The organism is Actinoplanes sp. NPDC019969 (assembly GCF_055562375.1).
Window position 1 is genome coordinate 1,035,547 of sequence record NZ_JBVHFK010000001.1, and the last position, 17,722, is coordinate 1,053,268.

Annotated in this window: 15 protein-coding genes; 12 read left to right on the forward strand and 3 right to left on the reverse strand. The window is 68.7% G+C overall.

Going from position 1 to position 17,722, the window contains the following annotated elements; translation table 11 throughout:
- Positions 1 to 240 precede the first annotated feature (240 nt).
- From ACZ3II_RS04930 to ACZ3II_RS04940, 3 genes are read left to right on the forward strand one after another with little or no spacing between them, the layout of a single operon-like run.
- The gene (locus ACZ3II_RS04930; RefSeq protein WP_465516271.1) at positions 241 to 528 is read left to right on the forward strand and encodes a hypothetical protein; all 288 of its coding nucleotides are present in this window, start codon (positions 241 to 243) and stop codon (positions 526 to 528) included.
- On the forward strand, positions 525 to 1,928 hold the full coding sequence (locus ACZ3II_RS04935; protein ID WP_465516272.1) for a hypothetical protein: 1,404 nt from the start codon (positions 525 to 527) through the stop codon (positions 1,926 to 1,928). Before ACZ3II_RS04930 ends, ACZ3II_RS04935 begins: the two co-directional genes overlap by 4 nt.
- Positions 1,912 to 2,469 carry a hypothetical protein gene (locus ACZ3II_RS04940; protein ID WP_465516273.1) on the forward strand — a complete coding sequence of 186 codons (558 nt, stop codon included), beginning with the start codon at positions 1,912 to 1,914 and terminating at the stop codon, positions 2,467 to 2,469. Before ACZ3II_RS04935 ends, ACZ3II_RS04940 begins: the two co-directional genes overlap by 17 nt.
- 112 nt (positions 2,470 to 2,581) lie before the next feature.
- On the opposite strand, the gene ACZ3II_RS04945 is transcribed toward ACZ3II_RS04940, so the two are convergent.
- Entirely contained in the window at positions 2,582 to 3,562 is a 981-nt protein-coding gene (locus ACZ3II_RS04945; RefSeq protein ID WP_465516274.1) for a hypothetical protein, read from the reverse strand.
- 397 nt (positions 3,563 to 3,959) lie between these two features.
- On the reverse strand, positions 3,960 to 4,814 hold the full coding sequence (locus tag ACZ3II_RS04950; protein ID WP_465516275.1) for a replication-relaxation family protein: 855 nt from the start codon (positions 4,812 to 4,814) through the stop codon (positions 3,960 to 3,962).
- Between the two features lie 960 nt (positions 4,815 to 5,774).
- Here ACZ3II_RS04950 and ACZ3II_RS04955 point away from each other — a divergent pair.
- The 4 genes from ACZ3II_RS04955 to ACZ3II_RS04970 all read left to right on the forward strand — a co-directional run bounded on the left by ACZ3II_RS04955 (position 5,775) and on the right by ACZ3II_RS04970 (position 10,223).
- On the forward strand, positions 5,775 to 6,068 hold the full coding sequence (locus tag ACZ3II_RS04955; protein ID WP_465516276.1) for a DNA-binding protein: 294 nt from the start codon (positions 5,775 to 5,777) through the stop codon (positions 6,066 to 6,068).
- Positions 6,065 to 7,522 (forward strand): tyrosine-type recombinase/integrase, encoded by a 1,458-nt coding sequence (locus ACZ3II_RS04960; protein ID WP_465516277.1) that lies wholly within the window; start codon positions 6,065 to 6,067, stop codon positions 7,520 to 7,522. The genes ACZ3II_RS04955 and ACZ3II_RS04960 overlap by 4 nt, the downstream gene beginning before the upstream one ends.
- Positions 7,523 to 7,956: 434 nt before the next feature.
- On the forward strand, positions 7,957 to 9,336 hold the full coding sequence (locus tag ACZ3II_RS04965) for a helix-turn-helix domain-containing protein (RefSeq protein ID WP_465516278.1): 1,380 nt from the start codon (positions 7,957 to 7,959) through the stop codon (positions 9,334 to 9,336).
- Between the two features lie 8 nt (positions 9,337 to 9,344).
- A complete protein-coding gene (locus ACZ3II_RS04970; protein ID WP_465516279.1) occupies positions 9,345 to 10,223 on the forward strand; it encodes a phosphotransferase enzyme family protein in 879 nt (292 codons plus the stop codon).
- Positions 10,224 to 10,272: 49 nt separating this feature from the next.
- On the opposite strand, the gene ACZ3II_RS04975 is transcribed toward ACZ3II_RS04970, so the two are convergent.
- Positions 10,273 to 10,836: an NUDIX hydrolase gene (locus ACZ3II_RS04975; RefSeq protein WP_465516280.1), complete on the reverse strand. Its 564-nt coding sequence runs from the start codon at positions 10,834 to 10,836 to the stop codon at positions 10,273 to 10,275.
- 229 nt (positions 10,837 to 11,065) lie between these two features.
- Here ACZ3II_RS04975 and fxlM point away from each other — a divergent pair, with 229 nt between their 5' ends.
- From fxlM to ACZ3II_RS05000, 5 genes are all read left to right on the forward strand, one after another.
- Entirely contained in the window at positions 11,066 to 12,316 is a 1,251-nt protein-coding gene (gene fxlM, locus ACZ3II_RS04980; protein WP_465516281.1) for a methyltransferase, FxLD system, read from the forward strand.
- Positions 12,317 to 12,345: 29 nt separating this feature from the next.
- Positions 12,346 to 12,546, forward strand: coding sequence for an FxLD family lanthipeptide (gene fxlA / locus ACZ3II_RS04985; protein WP_465516282.1), 201 nt, complete (start codon positions 12,346 to 12,348; stop codon positions 12,544 to 12,546).
- Positions 12,547 to 12,645: 99 nt separating this feature from the next.
- Complete coding sequence (locus ACZ3II_RS04990; RefSeq protein ID WP_465516283.1) at positions 12,646 to 15,663, forward strand: lantibiotic dehydratase; 3,018 nt, start codon at positions 12,646 to 12,648, stop codon at positions 15,661 to 15,663.
- The gene (locus tag ACZ3II_RS04995) at positions 15,660 to 16,814 is read left to right on the forward strand and encodes a lanthionine synthetase C family protein (RefSeq protein WP_465516284.1); all 1,155 of its coding nucleotides are present in this window, start codon (positions 15,660 to 15,662) and stop codon (positions 16,812 to 16,814) included. The genes ACZ3II_RS04990 and ACZ3II_RS04995 overlap by 4 nt, the downstream gene beginning before the upstream one ends.
- On the forward strand, positions 16,796 to 17,722 hold the full coding sequence (locus ACZ3II_RS05000; protein WP_465516285.1) for a thiopeptide-type bacteriocin biosynthesis protein: 927 nt from the start codon (positions 16,796 to 16,798) through the stop codon (positions 17,720 to 17,722). Before ACZ3II_RS04995 ends, ACZ3II_RS05000 begins: the two co-directional genes overlap by 19 nt.

Below are 17,722 nucleotides of genomic sequence, written 5' to 3' on the forward strand. Positions count from 1 at the left end.
CCGGTCCTGTTGCCCGTGCCGACGAAGCGCCGCGCGATGTCCGGGGCGGGTGTCTCACAGCGGCACCATGTTCGCCGCCCAGCAGACCAAGGCGCTTTTCGACGCAGCGCCTACCGCAGCGGCACATACGCCGCCGGTACAGCGACGCCGGAGACCCGGCCAGGAGGTACGGATGGGCATCGGTTGCGATCCTTCTGTAGCGTCCAGGGTGACCGATGTAGAGGGCGGCGGTGACGGGCTGTGGGCGGATTCGAGGTGCAGCTCGGTCAGCTGCGCGCTGCGGCCACGGCGGCGGAATCTGCTGCGGATCAGGCTCGGACGGTGAACCCGGGCGCCGGCGTGGAAGTGATCGCGACAGCTGTGTCCGGTGGGGCCGCAGCCGGGAGCGCGGCGGCCCTGGCGGCGACGTTCAACGAGCGTTCCGCGGGCTGGGCGGACGAGATCGACCGATGGTCCGGCAAGGTCCCGGCGGCGGCGAATGCTTACGCCGAGAGTGACGATGTGGCCAGGGAAGCGTTCGGCGGATGACGGTCGGCTACGAGGACATCCGCAAATGGGATGCCGGCCCGCTCGACACGTTGGCCACCGACCTGCGGGGCCGGCAGACCAGACTTCTCGGGCTGCAGGACGAGCTCGACGACGCCCGGAGCCTGCCCGACTGGCGTGGCAGCACCGGCGAGAGCGCCCGCACATCGCTGGGCGACACCCGCAACAAGGCTGAAATCTTGGTCGCGGAGCTGGCTGCCGTCGAGAAGGCCCTCCACAATGCGGCGGACGACGTGCTGGCCCTGAAGCGCCGGGTCGCCGACAACGACGGCTTGGCCGACACGTACCAGTTCCGCATCGCCGCCGACGGCACGATCGTGGACAACAAACCCCCCGACCCGCCGCCGACATCGCGGTTCGAGGCGGAGGACCGCGCCGAGACCGCACGACACCGCGCGACCGTCAGAAAGCAGCTCGAGGACGAGATCACGGCGATCCTCACCACGGCGGCCAGCATCGACGCCGGCCTCGCCCGGGTGATGCAGGCCGTGCAGGACCGCACGATCAGCGACCACGACGCGACCACCCTGGCCGGCGCCAGAAAGGGCGGCGAGCTCGACGCCCAGGTGATCGACATGGAGCAAGGGCTACGCGACGCCGGGCTGCTGACCGGACCACCCACGTCCGGCTTCTACCGGCGATGGCTGGAGAACGCCGTGCGCCGGGGCGTGCCGATCGACACGATGAAGCAGATCGCCGCCGACCACCACATCACCCCGGACGACTTCACCGTCCTCAACGGCATGAAGGAGTTCCGCGAGGACGCGGACCGCGACAGAAGCCACAAGTCGTTCTTCCTGCTGCCGCGCGGCATCAGCGGCGACGACGCCGCCAAGGCGGTACGGATGACTTACATCCTGAACGCGGGCACCGACTACGGCGCCGGCGGCCAGCAGACCGACTTCGCGCCGACGCCGTACGGCTCCGGCGAGCTGACCTACATCACCCGCCGGCAGGAACACAACGCCTGGAGCTACGACCAGGATGTCGGGTTCGTGCAGAACAACGGCGGCTGGCTGGTGACCACCCCGAACGGCATGATGATGGGTTTGGGCGGGAACGCCCTGCAGGACCAGTTCAGCGCCAACGGCGGAACGGCGTGGGGCGACACGTTCATGCTGAACATCGACGACTCGAAGAATCCGGTCGAGCAGCTCGGCACGGTGATCAGGTCGGGCGTTGCGTGGTATGAACTCGACAACGGTGTCGCGCAGCCCGGGAAACTCGATCTGGATCGGCTGTTGCATCACGAGGAGCGCCACTCTGAGCAATGGGCGCGGGAGGGCTACACGAAGTTCCTCGCCTCGTATGGGTGGGAGCAGATGACGGGCGGCAACGAGACCGAGGAAGGCGCGGGGCTCTCCGATGGCGGCTATCACTAGACGACTACGCGCCGCCGGTGCCGCGCTGCTCATGGCGGCGATGATCGCGGGGTGCGACACCGAGGCGCAGTTCGCGCCGTCGCTGCCGCCGGCGGCGGGGTTCCGCGTCGACCAGGGCGTCCTGAAATTCTGGACGGGCACCCCGTGTTCCGGCGTCATCAGCCTGACGCTGGTCTTCGACGTCGGCACCTCGCAGACCCAGGAGCAGGTCTGGGCCGCGCCGAAACCCGGCGTGCCACTGGAACGCATGGATCTGCTGAGCACCACCGGGAAGCCCATCCCCGGCGCCGAGGGACACCTCCAGATTCAGCAGCCGCTACCGGCAGGCTACGACTGGACCAAAGCCGACTCGATCACCTTCTACATCCACGGCCCGGAGGCGTTCGGCTCCAGCGTCGACGTCCCACGGGTGCTGCGCGAGTCGGCCGGCCACCCGGCCGGCAGCTACCTGTTCGGCGACCGCGGCTGGATGGACGCGACGGACGTGCAACGCGAGAACCAGAAATCGTTCCTCACCATCTGCACCCCCGACCCGGACTGACTGCGCGGCCTGCTGATGCAGTGGGTCATCGAAGTCCGGCCTGCCCGGCAACGGATGACGAGGGCGGCTCGCAATCCAAGTGCTGACCAGGTTGGATAGCTAGCCGGCGCGGTCAGGTGGCTGGCCGCCATTCGCCGCAGCCCTTGACGATGAACGCGTAGTCGCTGCTGCGGATGGTGACGGTGAGGCGGGGCGCTGAGACGACGAGTCCGTTGTCGATGGTCCGGCCCGAGCTGTCCTGGCGTTCCCAGTAGCAGCCGTCCACGTCACGGGCGAGGTAGGTGCCGGGCTTGACGTCGGTGCCGACGCGGTAGGTGCCGTCGTAGAACAGGCGTCCTTGGGCCTGCAGTTTCGCGTCACTGTCGCCTCTGGCGATGCTGCTCCTCCATCGCGACGCGTACGGATGCTGTGGGCATAGCACCAGCAGGCCACGCAGTTCCTTGATCTGGTCCGGGCTGGCGGACAGGGTGGCGGTGTTGTAGTACTCGTCAGGGTCGGTGGTGCCGCAGATCTCGTAGAACGTGCTGACATCCGGGGTGATGGTGGCACCGTTGAGCAGGATGTCCTCCTCCGAGGGCGGATCGGCATTGCCCGAGACGGTGAGGGCGCTCTGTTCGATGGCGGTGGCGGGGAAGACGTCGGTGCCGGACCGGGTTGCCTCGCATCCGTTCGTGGGTTTTCCCGCCTTCCAGAACGCAGTGAAATCCGGTCGGCCGTCGGCGCCGGTGGCGATCGTGCCGGTGACGGGACCTCCAGCGGAGGCGCATGTCATCTCTACGGCAACGGCTGATGCTGCGCTCGCCGTCACCACGGTCGACGGGCCGGTCACGGTAGGAGCGTTCGTCTGCTGCGCGGGGGAAGTATTGCCCTTCTTAGCTGCGGCGAGCAGGGTCAGGCCGGCGCCGGTGAGAACGATGACGACGGCCAAGACGGCCAGGAGGACGATCAGGATGGCGCGCTGAGGGTCAGCGGGAGGCGCGGCCGCAGCCGAAGGCGCCGGAACGGCCGGCCACGGCGTGTACGTCATGGGTGCCGACGGGGGAGGGGAATTGAGATGTTGATCGTCGTTTGGCACCCGGAACGCTCCTTGCACAGCCCTGCGGTGGATCCGATGAAATGATCTTGATGCAGGGAGGGCTGTAGAACCAGTGGGAGGCACGGACACCCGCTGTACGGCGGATTCCGGAAGAGCCGAACAGCGGATTAGATCGCTCCAGGGACAGCTATTCGCGGCTCCTTCCGCTGCCGGGCCTGCCACTGCCACGCTCGGTGGGGAACGGCCCCAGCCACCGGCCGAGTCCAGGCGATGCCCGAGCTGGCGCTGCTGGCCCTACATCTCTGGTGCCGGACGCGGCGCAGCTGGAGCTAACGCACGCGGCCGCGATGGTGCGCGGTGGTAAAGCTGGTTGGGGCGGCGATCTGTTCCAGCGTGTGCCGGGTTCCGCGCCGGGCGACTGGCTTACCCCTCGAATCCTGGTAGGCACATGCGTCTAGCCAGAGTCCACCGAAAGATCGACCAAGCTGCGGGGCCGACTCCCTCCGACACTGGTCCAGACCGGCTCCGCTGGGCACACCGAGGTATCTGTGGCGTTCCCCCGTACTCCGGTGGCGACCGGGTAGAGAGGGGGCACCTCAGCCAGGCGTTGACGCAAATTGCGTTCCCGGGCCGCCGAGTGCAGCCAGAACAGCACCGGCCAGGACCGGTTGATGGTCGTGAAGAACCGGCCATAGCCGATGAGCTTGGCGGTCAGGACACTGAGTTGTTCGGTACCAGTGTCGTACTCGAGGAAGAAGGGCGTCTGCAGGCCGCCTTCGATCCAGATCCCGTACCCGTCGGGGCGTACTGAGGGCTCGTAGGCGCGTACCAGCGCCGGGTCGTCGTCGGTGGTGAAGGTGCCTGCTCGCTGGCAGGCGGCTTCGGGAATCCACTGCTGGAGTTCGGCGCCGGGATGGGTGCGGGCGTGGCCGGCGAGGTCGGTGAAGAACTGGTTGACGCCGAGCCGGTGGGTGAGGGTGCGGGTGGAGGTCCAGCGGCGGCGTTCGAGCCGGGCGTGGTCGCGGCGGGGTGGCCGTTCGTCGCGGGCGGCGGCGACGACTTCGGCGCCGAGCTGGTCGATGAGCCAGTGGTACGGGTAGGAGCCGCCGTCGGCGCGTTGGGGCCGGAACCTGGCTATCAGCCGTAGCTGGTGCAGGGTGCGCAACCGTCGCTGGCAGAAGTCCAGCGACGGGAACAGGGCCCTGGCCACCTGAGGTGTGGTGAGGACGCCGTGGTCGTAGAGCCAGCTCAGCAGGACACGGTCGCGGGAGGTGAGCTGGGACTGCACCCGCAAGACAGGATCATCCATGCTGTACCCCCGGGGAGGCCCGAACGATTGCAGGGTCTGTCGGAGCACACGCCCCTGGCGGTGACAGCCACCTTGACCTGCACGGTGGGGACGGCGTGGGGGTCGGTTCGGGGGTCCGGTTGAAGACTGACGTCAACCCTGACGGCAAGTCTGACGTCCGAACTGACATCCGAACCGTCGCCCCAGGCGAGTACGTGGACAGCAACGATCTTCTCCTCGATCTCCGGGAAGTGGCCCGGGATAGTGCGGTGCCCGGCGCGGGGCCTGCCGCTAGCGGGCGGAGCCGTGCCACCGGGTCCTGGTCTGTTTGACGCACGGCGGCTTCAGGCTCAACAGCGGCACGCACGCCGCAGCGGCTACCGCCCAGCGCCGCTTTGGCCGGCTGGAGGCCTCCGAGCGGGGCCGGCGGGAACCGCGGCGGCGTCCGCGCTCTCCCGGCTGGTCACCGGTCTCTCGGGTGCTCGGGACGGAGCTGCCGAATGGCTCCACGTTCAAAACGGGCGGTGTCAGCTGTGGCGAACACTTGCCGGTCTAACGGAGTTCTGACAGGCGGCGAGGACGTCTGACAGTGCAGGCCAGCGCTACGCCGTAAGGAAACGGGATCGATTGAAGCGTTGATCGCTCGATCTGGCAACGGCTTCCCCGTGCCTGTCTGACAACGCTGCCGCAACGCCCTGTAGCGGCGGCGGTGACCGCCCCTAGAAGGCGCCGACACCGTTGTGATCAAGGTTTTGGCCTGCGCTGTCAGGGTTCTGTCCGCTGCTGTCAGAAAGCTGTTAGACCGGCGGGTGTTCGCCAGGACTGACAGCGGCCGGTTTGAGGGTGTCCGCGCCTCTTCGTGCCCCGGCGACTGTCTTCCGGGGAGGCGTTCGTCGGCCGTCTTCTACGACAGGAGCACCCTTCACCGTGAACACCACCCCCAGCCCCGACCCCGCGACCCGCGACCGTGGTGCCGGCGAGGTGTGGACCGCGGAACGGATCCGTGGTCTCGGCGCCGTCACCGACTTGCCGACCGCTGGCCGGATCTTCGGGCTCGGCCGGTCCCTGGCCTACGACCTCGCCCGTATCGGGGAGTTTCCGGCGCCGGTGATCCGCGCCGGCACCCGCTACCGCGTCCCCGTCGCGGGCATCCTCACCGCCCTCGGCATCACTGCGGCATCCGACTTGACCTCATCGGCGCCGTCGAGCGTGGATCACCACGGCGCAATCAGAACGACCGCCGTCGACGACCACACGAACTTAGGAGAACCATGACCAGCGCGGGTTCCATCACCAAACGATGCGGCTGCAAAGACCCGGCCACCGGGAAACGACTCAACAGCGGCTGCCCGAAACTCCGCCGTACCGGCGGGTCCTGGAGCACCACCCACGGCACGTGGGGCTACCAACTCGAACTACCCGTCCTCCCCGGACGCAGCCGGCGAGTCCTGCGCCGCAGCGGCTTCGACGACCGAGACGCCACCCTCACCGAACTCGACCACGCCCGCTCACTGCTCGCCCTCGCAGCAGGCGACAGCGGCCTCGCCATACAGATCGGCGACCTGCTCCAGGCCTGCAAGAACGGCACCCCCCTGCCCGACCGCGACACCGTCGCCGCCCGCGTCCGCGCCGGAGTACCCGCCAACGTACCGACCACCACCGGCCAGTACCTCACCGACTGGCTCGCCGGACGGCGCGGCCTGTCACCCAACACCCTCCTCTCCTACGGCGACCACATCCGCTCCCACCTGATCCCGCACCTCGGCGACATCCCGCTCCAGAACTTGCGGACCAGCCACATCCAGGCCATGTTCACCGCCATCGACCAACGCAACGCCCAGATCCGCACCGCGCGCGCCAGCGACGACCCTGTCGTCCGCGCGAAGGTCCGCGGCGTCCGGCCGATGGGCCCCACAAGCATGGTCCGGCTGTACGCCACCCTGCGGGCTGCCCTCAACGACGCCGTCCGCCGCTCCCGGCTCATCCCCCACAACCCCGCCCTCGGCATCGAACTCGAACCCGGCGCCCGCCCGAAAGCCCGCGTCTGGACACCCAAAGCCGTCGAGCAGTGGAAGACCACCGGACAACGGCCCAGCCCGGTGATGGTGTGGCGACCCGAACAAGCCGGCCAATTCCTCGACTACGCCCAGAAACACGACGCCGTGCTCTACCCGCTCTTCGAACTGATCCTGCACCGAGGCCTACGCCGCGGCGAAGCCATCGGCCTCCGCGACTTCGACGTCGACCTGGACGAGGCCTACCTCAACGTCGTCCAACAGATCACCTCCGTCGGCTACACCCCCGTCACCCGCGAAGTCAAAAGCAAAGCCGGGGACCGGATCATCCCCCTCGGCCCCACCACCGTCGCCGGACTCACCGCCTACCTCGACATGCGCAACCGCTGGCAACAGGTCAGCGGCGACACCTGGCCCAACACCGGCCTCTTCTTCGTCCGCCCCAACGGCCAACCCTGGCACCCCCAAGCCATCAGCGGCCGCTTCGACTACCTCGTCAAAGCCAGCGGACTACCCCCGGTACGCCTGCACGACCTACGCCACTGCGCCGCCACCTACCTCCGCCACGGCGGCGCCGACATGAAAGAGATCCAAGAGGTCCTCGGCCACTCCACCATCGGCCTCACCTCCGACACCTACACCTCCGTCATCCTCGAACTCCGGCGCCCGAACGCAGACGCCGCCGCCAACCTCATCCCGCGCGAGGCGGCGTAGCGGCTTACCGGGTTGGTCCGTGGCGTCGACGTTCCTCGCCTGGTGTGGAAACAGCCAGCCTCAGCTGCACTGCGGGGTCGGGATCGCTGGCATCGACGGACAGCTACTGATCCGAAGCGGCCGGCACTTCGAGAATAGTCACTCATTCGGGGTGCCGGAATGCCGGATACGGCGAGTGCTATTGCCGTTGATCAATTAACGGTGCGGTACTATCCGCCCACTCTGTGGACATCGGGGTCGCCGAACGGAGGAGTCGTATGACCACCGCCAGCCGTCGATGCGCCCGGTGCAGAAGGCCGCTCGCCGCTGACAACTCGAGTGGACATTGTGCGGCGTGCCGGCCGGCGGCGGTACTGCGCCTGCAGGGGCCGATCCCGACGACCGCCGCCTTCTGGCGGCATCGCGATATTCGAGCTGCGGCGGCTGAACGGCACATGGGCAAGATTCTCGCCGCGTACCGCCGTCATCCCGATCACGGTGCACCGATCTCCCAAGAAACGATCGGACATTGGGCCAGCATGAGCCAAGCACAGATCAGCCGGTATGAGACAGGAGTCTCTGATAAGCAGCTGGACAGGCTCCAATTCTGGGCTCGGCTCCTGGGCATCCCGGAGGAACTGTTGTGGTTCTCGATGCCGGACGCAGACAAGGCACCGGTGAGCGAGGCGGCCGCCACAGCGACATCAACGGTGACTGGGGTCGGGGTGGCGCGGGACGTGGATGCCGAGCTTTCGGCCACTCCAGATGGCCGGTCGCTCATGTGCCGCATCAGCGCGAATACGCGAGAGGTGCGCCCGCCCGAGGCTGGCAGTGGTGTGTTGTTCGGCGGGCTGGCTTCGCTGCGTATGCAGCTTGACGAGGCGCTGGCCGCTTCCAGCGTCTCACCGCGTCAGATGGAGTTGATCGAGGCATCGACTCGTGGCCATGTTCGGGACTATCCGGCCACGCCGCCGTCGCTCATGATCGAGCGGATCGCCGCAGAGTGCACCGAGGTCACCGCTCTGTCCAGACGGCGTCAGCCGGCCTCAGTCCAAGCACGTTTGTCCAGTTGCGCGGCCCTTCTAGCAACGCTGTGCGCAGACGCATTGATGCGAATGGGAGAAACGACGGATGCCCGGCTGTGGTATCGCACCGCGATGCTCGCGGCAGACGACAGCGAACGGCCTTCTCTCGGCGTACTCGTCCGCGCTCAGGCAGCGATGCTGCCGTACTACTTCGGCGATCCGCGAGAGACGGTAGAACTCACTGACGAGGCATTGGCGATGTCGTCTAAGCCCTGCCGGTCCAGTGCTTTAGCGGCAGCCAGTCGGGCCCGTGCGTTGGCCCGGATCGGTGACGCTGACGCCGCTCGAGATGCGGTGAAGGTGGCACGCGCTCTGTTCGACGAGGTCGGCGGCGATGACAGCGATGCCGCGTTCTGCTTCACCGTTAAGCGGTTCCTCTTCTATCTCGGGGGTGCCGCCACCGGGATGGCGGATACACGGACCGGGTATCGCCTTCAAGACGAAGCGCTCGCCCTCTACAGGACGAGCAGCACCTGGTCCATCGATCCCTCCCTGATCCTGCTGGACCGGGCACGGTGCCTGGTGCAGGACGAACGAGTCGATGAGGCGGCGACCGTGGCGCTGGAAGCGGTCGCAGGCCTTCCAGCGCCACAGCGTACGGAGATTATTCTGGCGCGAGCTCAGGAGATCGTGACCGCGGTTCCAGTCGTCGAGCGGCGCGGGCCGCTGGGTGACCTCGACGGCTATCTTCGTGAGTGCCGCCGGCATACCCGATCGTTGGCGGGAGGGCAGAGCGCCATCAACGGGTAGGAGCGTTCATGTTCGTTGAGCAGCGGACTCGGCCTGTACTCCGTGAGGTATGCCGTCTCCTCGACCGTTCCGCCGAGGAAGCGATCTTGCTGCGGCATCACACCAATGCGGTGTATGCCGTTGACGACGTCGTCGTGAAGATCGCCAGGCCGGACCAAGACGTCGACTCGCTGCGCACCGTTGTCGGTCTCGTGCAGTGGCTCAGCAATGCCGGATTCCCGACCGTTCGACTGGCACCCGGTGTCGAGCAGCCATTCATCGTCGACGGCTTCGGTGTCACCGTGTGGGAAAGGCTCGACGGCGCGATCGCCCGGCCGGTCTCCACCGGTGAGCTGGGCGGTCTGCTTCATCGGCTTCACCAGTTCGACGTCCCGCCGGTGCCGTTACCCCAGCTCGACCCCATCGCGGGGATCCGGCGCTCCATCGGCACGTCAGCCATCCTCACCGACGGCGAACGCCATCTCCTGACCGAACGCCTCGACGGCTTCGCCACCGAGTTTCAGAGGTTGAGTTCCCCCGTGGGCTGGGGCCTGATCCAGTCCGACCCCCAGGTCCGGAACGCCCTGCGCCGCGAGGACGGCATCGCCGTCCTCGCCGACTGGGACGGCGCACGGATCGGTGACCGCGTCTGGGATGTCGCCACCGTCGCCGTCCACTGCCGCCGGTTCGGCAATGACGCGGGCTTCACGGCGTTCGTCGCCGCCTATGGTTGGGACCCGGGGACCTGGGACGAGTTCGAGGACCTGTGCCGGCTCAGAGAACTACAGATGATCGCCACCAACGCCCGAAAATCGCTGCCGGGCACGCCTGCGGCGGATGAGGTGCACCGTCGCATCGCGGGTCTACATGAGGGACGGTATGAACTGACCGGCTGGCGCATCCTCTGATCGCGCAGACCACCTTCGGCCGGCCCCTCGATCGCAGCACGACATGTTTTTAAAGCTTGCCGGTCGCCTTCAGTAAGAGAACCGCCAGTAGGCCGGATACTGATCCGGCGCCAACGATCACGCCGTCGGCGATGTACTGCTGGGCCTCTTCGAGGTGGATCCAACCGATGCTCTCGGCCTCGTTGATGTCAGGGGTTGCGCCGGTGAAGTCGGCTCCTCGGGACAGATAGATGGCGTTCTCCTGGTCGATGGTGCCGACCATGGGTTGGAAGCTGAGCAGCCTTTCCATGCTGCGGGGACGCCAGCCGGTCTCCTCTTCCACCTCCCGGGCAGCGCAGTCCATGGGCTCCTCGGCCGGGTCGAGGTAGCCTCCGGGCAGCTCCCAGACCCAGCGGTTCAGGATGAATCGATGGCGCCACAGCATCAGAACACGCTGCTCATCGTCGATGACGATGACCATGGCGGCGCTCGGAACGCGGAGAACGTACTGCTCGAACCGCATGCCGTCGGGTAGCTCCACGTCAGCGATGCTCAGCACCGCGCGACGAGTGTCATCGATGATGCGCTCTCCGTGGATCGTCCACTCACTCGCCCGCATCGGCTTCGCCGTCATGTCCGCACAGTAGCCATCGCCTTCCGTGCGCCGCTCTCACGCGGATCGCGCATGACGGCTATTCACAGGTCGGCATAGCGCGCTCCGGTGTCGTCCGGCGAAGCTGCAGAGAGCTTCTGGCTCGCGACACGACGTGGTGATGCTGGCTGCGTTAGTTACGCCGGGCGAGCGCCCGCAGAGCCGTAGTCGGATCACCTGAGCGGCACCAATTCTGTGAAAGAGAGCAGCCTTGACCACGACAGACTCCCCGGAGACATCCGAGGCGCGCCGGGTGGCGCTCGTCGCCGAACTGCGCGAGAACGGCTGGGTACGTACCGACGCGGTCGCCGGGGCCGTTTTGGCCGTACCTCGCGAGGTGTTCCTGCCCGACGAGGTATCCCTCGACGACGCCTACGCCGTCGACCGTTCCGTGGTGACCCGGCGTGACGAGCACGGTGTGGCCCTGTCGTCGGTGTCGGCGGCCTACATCCAAGCCGCGATGCTGGACCAGGCGTGTTTGAAACTCGGTGATCGGGTCCTGGAGATCGGGTCGGGTGGCCTCAACGCCGCATACATCGCCGAGGTCGTCGGTTCCGGCGGCACGGTGGTGAGCGTTGACATCGACGCGGAGGTTACCGGCCGGGCGCGTCGGCTGCTCGACAAGGCCGGCTACGCCGACCGGGTGCGAGTTCTCACCGCCGACGCGGGGCAGGGCCTCCCCGGCGAGGATCCGTTCGACGCGGTCATCGTGACCGTCGGCATGTGGGACCTGGCTCCGGGGCTGCTGGGCATGCTGGCCCCGGACGCCACCATCGTCGTCCCGCTGATCATGAACGGTGTCACCCGCACCATCGCGTTCCAGCGCTCCAGTGGGCGCCTGATGAGCACGTCGGTCGAATTGGCTGGCTTCGTCGGGCTGCAGGGCGCCGAAGCACACGCCGACCAAGTCTTCACCCTGCCGTCCCCGGCTGGGCACACGATGCGACTCCGGTTCGACTCGAACGTTCCGGTCGACATGAGCATGCTGGACGGCGCCCTCGCCGGCGAGCCGGTGACCGCCAGCTCGGGAGTGACCGTGGCCGGCGGTGAGTCGTTCGAGAGTCTGAGCCTGTGGCTAGCCTGGTTTATGCCCGGCTTCTGCCGGGTCGAGGGAGACAAGCAGGTCATGGCCGGGCCGGGCGGTCACTGGTTCCCGTTCGGGGTGGTCCGCAACGCCGGCATCGCCTACCTGACGCTGGAACCGGCCGACGGCCGCCACGAATTCGTCGCCCGCGCCTACGGCCGAGACGCCACCACCGCTGCGGCCACCCTCGCCGCACAGGCCCGCGCCTGGGACCGCGACGGCCGCACCAGCAGCGCGGACGTCACGTTCGGCTACTGGCCCCAGGACACCGACCGGGCCGCTATTCCCTCCGACGCCGCGATTCTCCACAAGTCCCACGGCATCGTCACGATCTCCTGGCCGGGCCGGCGCGCCGCGCCGGCCCTCCAGGTGGCCTAACCACACCCCTTCACGATGGGAGACCCACCATGGCTCCGACCGCTCTGCTCAAGTCGGCCTCCACGGCGGCACAGGACGACCCCGGCCTGGACGATCTGTTCGACCTGGACCTGAAAGTGGTCCAGGAGACGGTTCCCGTCGCGCAGCAGCGCTGCAACACCAACGACGGGTGCGGCTCGACCTGTTCAGGAAGCGCTTGCACCACCTCCGCCTACGACCCCCGCGACTGACACCCGCCCAGCGTGTAGGCGGGCCCGCCCGGTTACAAGGTTGCCGATTCGCCCCAGGGCGGGCCCGCCATCCCCTCACCGAGCCCGCGGAGGAACCCCATGCCCCGACTGCGACTGCGGTATATGCAGGAAGGTCCCGTCCTGATCCGGGTGACCACCTGCCCGCCGGACCTTCCCGGACCGGCCCCCGACGATCCGGACGGCACCCGCACGTGGCTGGCGAACACGTGGGCGCACCCGGCCGTTGCGGAGGCGGTCGGCCTGGCCAGCCCTGACCTGGCCACCCGGATCAATCAAGTCCTCGACGGCACCGGTTCCGCGGACACGGTCAGGCGCTGTGCCCGGGCGCTGTCGGGCTATCTGACGCGGTGGCGGCACCGGACGACACCGTTCGGGCTGTTCGCCGCGGTAGGGGTCGCCGCCGCCGGCCCGGCCCGTCTGCCGTGCGAGCAACCGCAGGCGATCGCCCGGGTCGACGCGGATTGGCTGGCCGCCATCATCGAGCCGCTGGCCAGCGACCGGCGGCTGCGGGAACGGCTCACGCTGACCGCGGACAGCAGGGCGACGGTCCGCGACGGAAGGCTGTACCTGCGGGCCAGGCCCGGCAGCGCCGCCGAGCGCGGGAAGGAACGGTCCGTGCGGTACACCCCGGCGGTTCAGGCGGCCGTCGAGGCCGCGGTCATGCCCATCGCCTTCTCATCGCTGGCCGACGAGGTCGGCGGACGGCTCGGGGCAACATCCACGCAGGTCACGGACCTGCTGCACGCGCTCACCGACGGCGGATTCCTGATCAGCTCCCTGCACGCGCCCACGACCAGCACCGACCCTCTCGACCGGCTACACCGTCTACTGACCGAGGCCGGGCAGGACCACCTCGATGCCGTGATCGGCCGTCTCGCCGCAGTTCAAGACCTCCTGGACCGGCACAACCGGTGCACCGACCCCGACAAGGCACACGACCTCCGCAGGGACCTGGACACCCTGATGAGGTCCCTCGCTCCCACGCCCAGCGTGCTGGCCGTCGACCTGCGACTGACCGGCCCGGCACAGATCCCGGAACGGGTCCTCGCCGAGGCACGCCGGGCCGCGAACCTTCTCCTGCAGGTGTGCACCGAGCCGTTCGGGTCACCGGCATGGGTCGACTACCACGCACGGTTCCGGATGCGGTACGGCGTCGGCGCCGCCGTACCGGTCAGAGAACTGCTGGCCGACTCCGGGCTCGGCTATCCCGCCGGGTACCCCGACGGTCCCCCGGCCCGCAAATCCTGGCGGGACGTCACCGACCGTGACACGTATCTGCTCTCACGGGTCCAGCAGGCACTGCTCGACAGCCGCGAGGAGATCCGGCTGACCGACGACGACATCCGCGCATTGACCGTCGGTGACCACGGCACCGCGACGTTCCCCGACCGGATCGAACTCGGGTTCTCCGTACACGCCGACAGCGCGGACGCGGTGTCAGCCGGGCGGTTCGACCTGCACATCACCGGAGCGCCACGATCGTGCACGAGCATGGCGGGCCGGTTCGCGTACCTGCTGCCGGGCCCGGACCGGGACGCACTCACCCGCACCTACCGCACCGACAGCCGTTCGACCGCGGCGCTGGTGTCCTTCCCGCCCCGGCAGGACCACGACTACAACATCACCCGCACCGGCCGGCTCCTGCCGGACACGATCACTGTCGGTGAGAGCGGTGACCACACCACCATCAGCGTCGACGACCTCGCCGTCACCGCCGATCAGGAACGGTTCCACCTGGTACGCCGCTCGACCGGGCGACGGGTCGTCGCCCGCATCACCCACGCTCTCGAGCTGACCACCCAGACGCCGGTCCTAGCCCGATTCCTCGCCGAGATCACCGAGGCCCGCAGTGTCCAGTTCGGGCCCCTGAGCCTGGGCGCCGCCGGCCGGGTCCTTACGTACACGCCCCGCATCAGATCCGGCGCGGTGGTGTTGTCCCCCCGCCGGTGGCGGCTGACAGCCGCCGACCTGCCCAACCCGTCCCCGCCGGAGCCGTGGGAGAAGGCATTCGCCCAGTGGCGGACCCGATGGAAGGTTCCAGCCCGCGTCGTGCTCGCCCACGCGAACCTGCATCAGAACGCCGACCTGGACCGGGCCGCCGACCGGGCCGCAGTCCGCAGCTGCCTACGCAGATCGGATCTTCTGGAACTGCGCGAGGACCCCGCCGCCGGACACGACTGGCCACCCCGGCCCGCCGAGTACCTCACCATCCTGCGGCCGACCCTGCCGCAGCGCAGAACTCCGCCCGTTTCGGCCGCACCGGGCGAGCCGATACCTGCCGGCGACGGCACGGTGATCCACGCCTACCTGCCCGGGAACCCCGCCCGATTCGACGAGCTGCTCTCCACCCACCTGCCCGGCCTGCTCGGCGACCTGACCGGACGGGGTGTGCTGCGCTGGTGGGCGAGCCGGTTCCGGGACCTGATCACCCCACACAACGAGCAGCACCTGACGGTGACGTTACGACTGGCCGGCCCGGACGACCACGCCTTGGTGACCGCGGAGCTCGCCAGGTTCTGCGCGGCGCTCAGGGCACGAGGTCTCCCTTGGCGGATGGCGTTGTACCCGTACCAGCCACACGCCGCCCGGTACGGCACCGGGCCGGCCGAGGAGGCGGCCGAAGCCGTGTTCGCCGCCGACACCCTCGCGGCGGCGGCGCAGATCCGCGCCGGTACCGCAGCCGGTGTGCCCGCCCCCGTGCTGTGCGCCTTATCCATGATCCGGATCGCCACCGCGTTCGACGGCACCCACACCGACGACGGGCTCCGGGCACTGCTCGCCGTGCTGAGCACCCGGACCCGGGCCGTGGAACGCGAACTGACCCACCAGGTCCGCAGGCTCGCGGCAGGTCCGCGCCTGCTGGGTGACCTGCCGCAAGAAGCAGGGCTCGTCGCTGCCTGGCAGGCCCGCGAGACGGCGCTGCGCCGCTACCGGGAACTACTTCCTGTCGGGCAGACCCCGGACCGGATGCTGGCGACTCTGCTGCACGACCATCACGTCCGCGCCATCGGTGTCGGCCCGGAGACCGAGCAGGCGACCAACCACCTCGCCCGGGCTGCCGCACTTCGCCTCCTCGCCGGAGCTGGCCGAGAATGACGGCCTCACCGTTGACTCTCGCCCAGGCCGGGGTCCAGTCGCTGGCCGCCGGACCCGCCGGGACGGCGCTGCTGGCTGTCGAGCGGGCCCGCAGCGGCACCGGCGATCCCCGGACGGCGGCGCGGCTGATCAGGCAGGTGATAGCGGCACCGGTCGACGGCGGGAACCACGCCAGCCTCTACTACGGTGCCCCCGCCGTCGGAGTCCTGCTGCACGCCGCGGCCCCGCTGCACCCCGCCTTCCGGGAGTGGACCGCAACGCTCGACGAGCACGTGCTGACCGTCGTCCGGGCCCGCCTGGCCGCCGCCGCGAGGAACCCCGCTCCGGGCTCGTTCACCGACTTCGACCTGCTCTACGGCATGACCGGTCTCGGCTCGTATCTGCTGCACCACCTGCCCGGCAGCGACGAGCTGACGGGGGTGCTCAAGCATGTCGTCGCGCTCACCCACGACCGGCGGCACACATCCACCATCGTCCCCGGCTGGTGGGTCGGCACCGACCCGGACACGAGCGTGCCGGCGCCGGGCGGTCACGGGAACAACGGTATGGCACACGGGGCCGCCGGCATGCTCGCCATGCTCGCGCGGGCGATCCTGCGCGGGCACCGGGTCGCCGGTGACCTCGACGCGATCCACCGGCTGCTCGCCTGGTTCGACCGGTGGCAGTACGACACACCGATCGGCCCGGCCTGGCCGCCGTGGATCACCCTGCCGGAACTTCAGACCGGCGCCACCGATTGGCATCCTCATCCGCCACGGCCGTCCTGGTGTTACGGGGCTGCCGGTATCAGCCGGGCGCAGCAGCTGGCGGCCCTGGCGATCGGCGACAGCCGTCGGCGGTTGTTCGCCGAGAATGCTTTGAACTCGTGCATTCTGCCAGCCAATGCCGGACTGGTCACCGACGACGGTCTCTGTCACGGCACCGCCGGACTGGATCAAACCCTGTTCCGGGCCGCCGCCGACATGACCGACCCGAAGGCCCGGTCGCTGCTGACCGGATACCTGACCCGCCGAGCCGCAGCCGGACGCCCCGGTAACTCCGGGGACCCGAGCTTCCTTACCGGGGACGCCGGCGCCGGACTCGTCCACGACACCCTCGCCGCCGCAGCGGCCCCTTCCACCGGATGGGACACATGTCTGTTGCTGATCTGAGCGTCCCCGCACCGCTCAGCACCGCGGTCGAAGAGGTCCTCGCTGGCCGTGACGCGCGCACCGTCGCTGTTGCGGCTGGCATCAGTCCCGAGGAACTGGCCGAGGCGGTCACCGTGTACAGGGCCGCGGGCAGCAGCGCATTACAGGGTCACCATGATCAGAGCTGGGTGCAGGTGTACGTGACCCCCATCGACTTCCATGCCGCGGAGCAGGCGTTCACCGACCGGGCCGGGACGATGCTCGACCGTACCGGTGCCGGTTGGTGGTTCCTGCGTAAACACCCCGAGTGGAGGATCCGGGCCCGGGGTGCGACGGCGGAGATCACTCCGATCCTTGATCAGCTCACCGCTACCGGGATCCTCACCGGCTGGCGGCGATCGGTGTACGAGGCGGAGACAGCGGCGTTCGGCGGCCCGGCCGCGATGGACGTCGTCCACGATCTGTTCTGCGCCGACACCGCCGGGCTGCTCGGTCACCTACGGCAGTCACCTGGTGGAAGGCTGCGGCGTGAGGTATCCCTGATCCTGCTGCGGACACTGCACCACGCGGCCGGCCTCGACCCGTTCGAATCAGGGACGGTCTACGACACCGTCGCCCGGATGCGCCCCGAACCCCAGGACGGGAACCGCGTCGCCGTGCTCGCCGCGAAGCTGGAACCGATGCTCCACGCCCCCGCCGGCACGTTCCCCGCCAGCCACCAGCTCGAGCACACCCTGCCGTGGCTGACCGCGTTCGCCGACGCGGGCCGGGCGCTACGGGAGCTCAACACTGCCGGGCGGCTCGACCGCGGTCTGCGCAGAGTCATCGCCCACATCGTCATCTTCCACTGGAACCGGATCGGGCTGCCCGCCGACGTTCAAGGCGTCCTCGCGCACGCGGCCCGAGCCGCGACTCTCCCGAAGGACTGA

Excerpts from the sequence above, each read along its gene's own strand:
- ACZ3II_RS05000 (WP_465516285.1), top strand. The coding sequence starts at position 16,796 with ATGTCTGTTGCTGATCTGAGCGTCCCCGCACCGCTCAGCACCGCGGTC.
- fxlA (WP_465516282.1), top strand. The coding sequence starts at position 12,346 with ATGGCTCCGACCGCTCTGCTCAAGTCGGCCTCCACGGCGGCACAGGAC.
- ACZ3II_RS04960 (WP_465516277.1), top strand. The coding sequence starts at position 6,065 with ATGACCAGCGCGGGTTCCATCACCAAACGATGCGGCTGCAAAGACCCG.
- ACZ3II_RS04965 (WP_465516278.1), top strand. The coding sequence starts at position 7,957 with ATGGGCAAGATTCTCGCCGCGTACCGCCGTCATCCCGATCACGGTGCA.
- ACZ3II_RS04950 (WP_465516275.1), bottom strand. The coding sequence starts at position 4,814 with ATGGATGATCCTGTCTTGCGGGTGCAGTCCCAGCTCACCTCCCGCGAC.
- ACZ3II_RS04995 (WP_465516284.1), top strand. The coding sequence starts at position 15,660 with ATGACGGCCTCACCGTTGACTCTCGCCCAGGCCGGGGTCCAGTCGCTG.
- ACZ3II_RS04940 (WP_465516273.1), top strand. The coding sequence starts at position 1,912 with ATGGCGGCTATCACTAGACGACTACGCGCCGCCGGTGCCGCGCTGCTC.
- ACZ3II_RS04990 (WP_465516283.1), top strand. The coding sequence starts at position 12,646 with ATGCCCCGACTGCGACTGCGGTATATGCAGGAAGGTCCCGTCCTGATC.
- ACZ3II_RS04970 (WP_465516279.1), top strand. The coding sequence starts at position 9,345 with ATGTTCGTTGAGCAGCGGACTCGGCCTGTACTCCGTGAGGTATGCCGT.
- ACZ3II_RS04975 (WP_465516280.1), bottom strand. The coding sequence starts at position 10,836 with ATGACGGCGAAGCCGATGCGGGCGAGTGAGTGGACGATCCACGGAGAG.
- ACZ3II_RS04935 (WP_465516272.1), top strand. The coding sequence starts at position 525 with ATGACGGTCGGCTACGAGGACATCCGCAAATGGGATGCCGGCCCGCTC.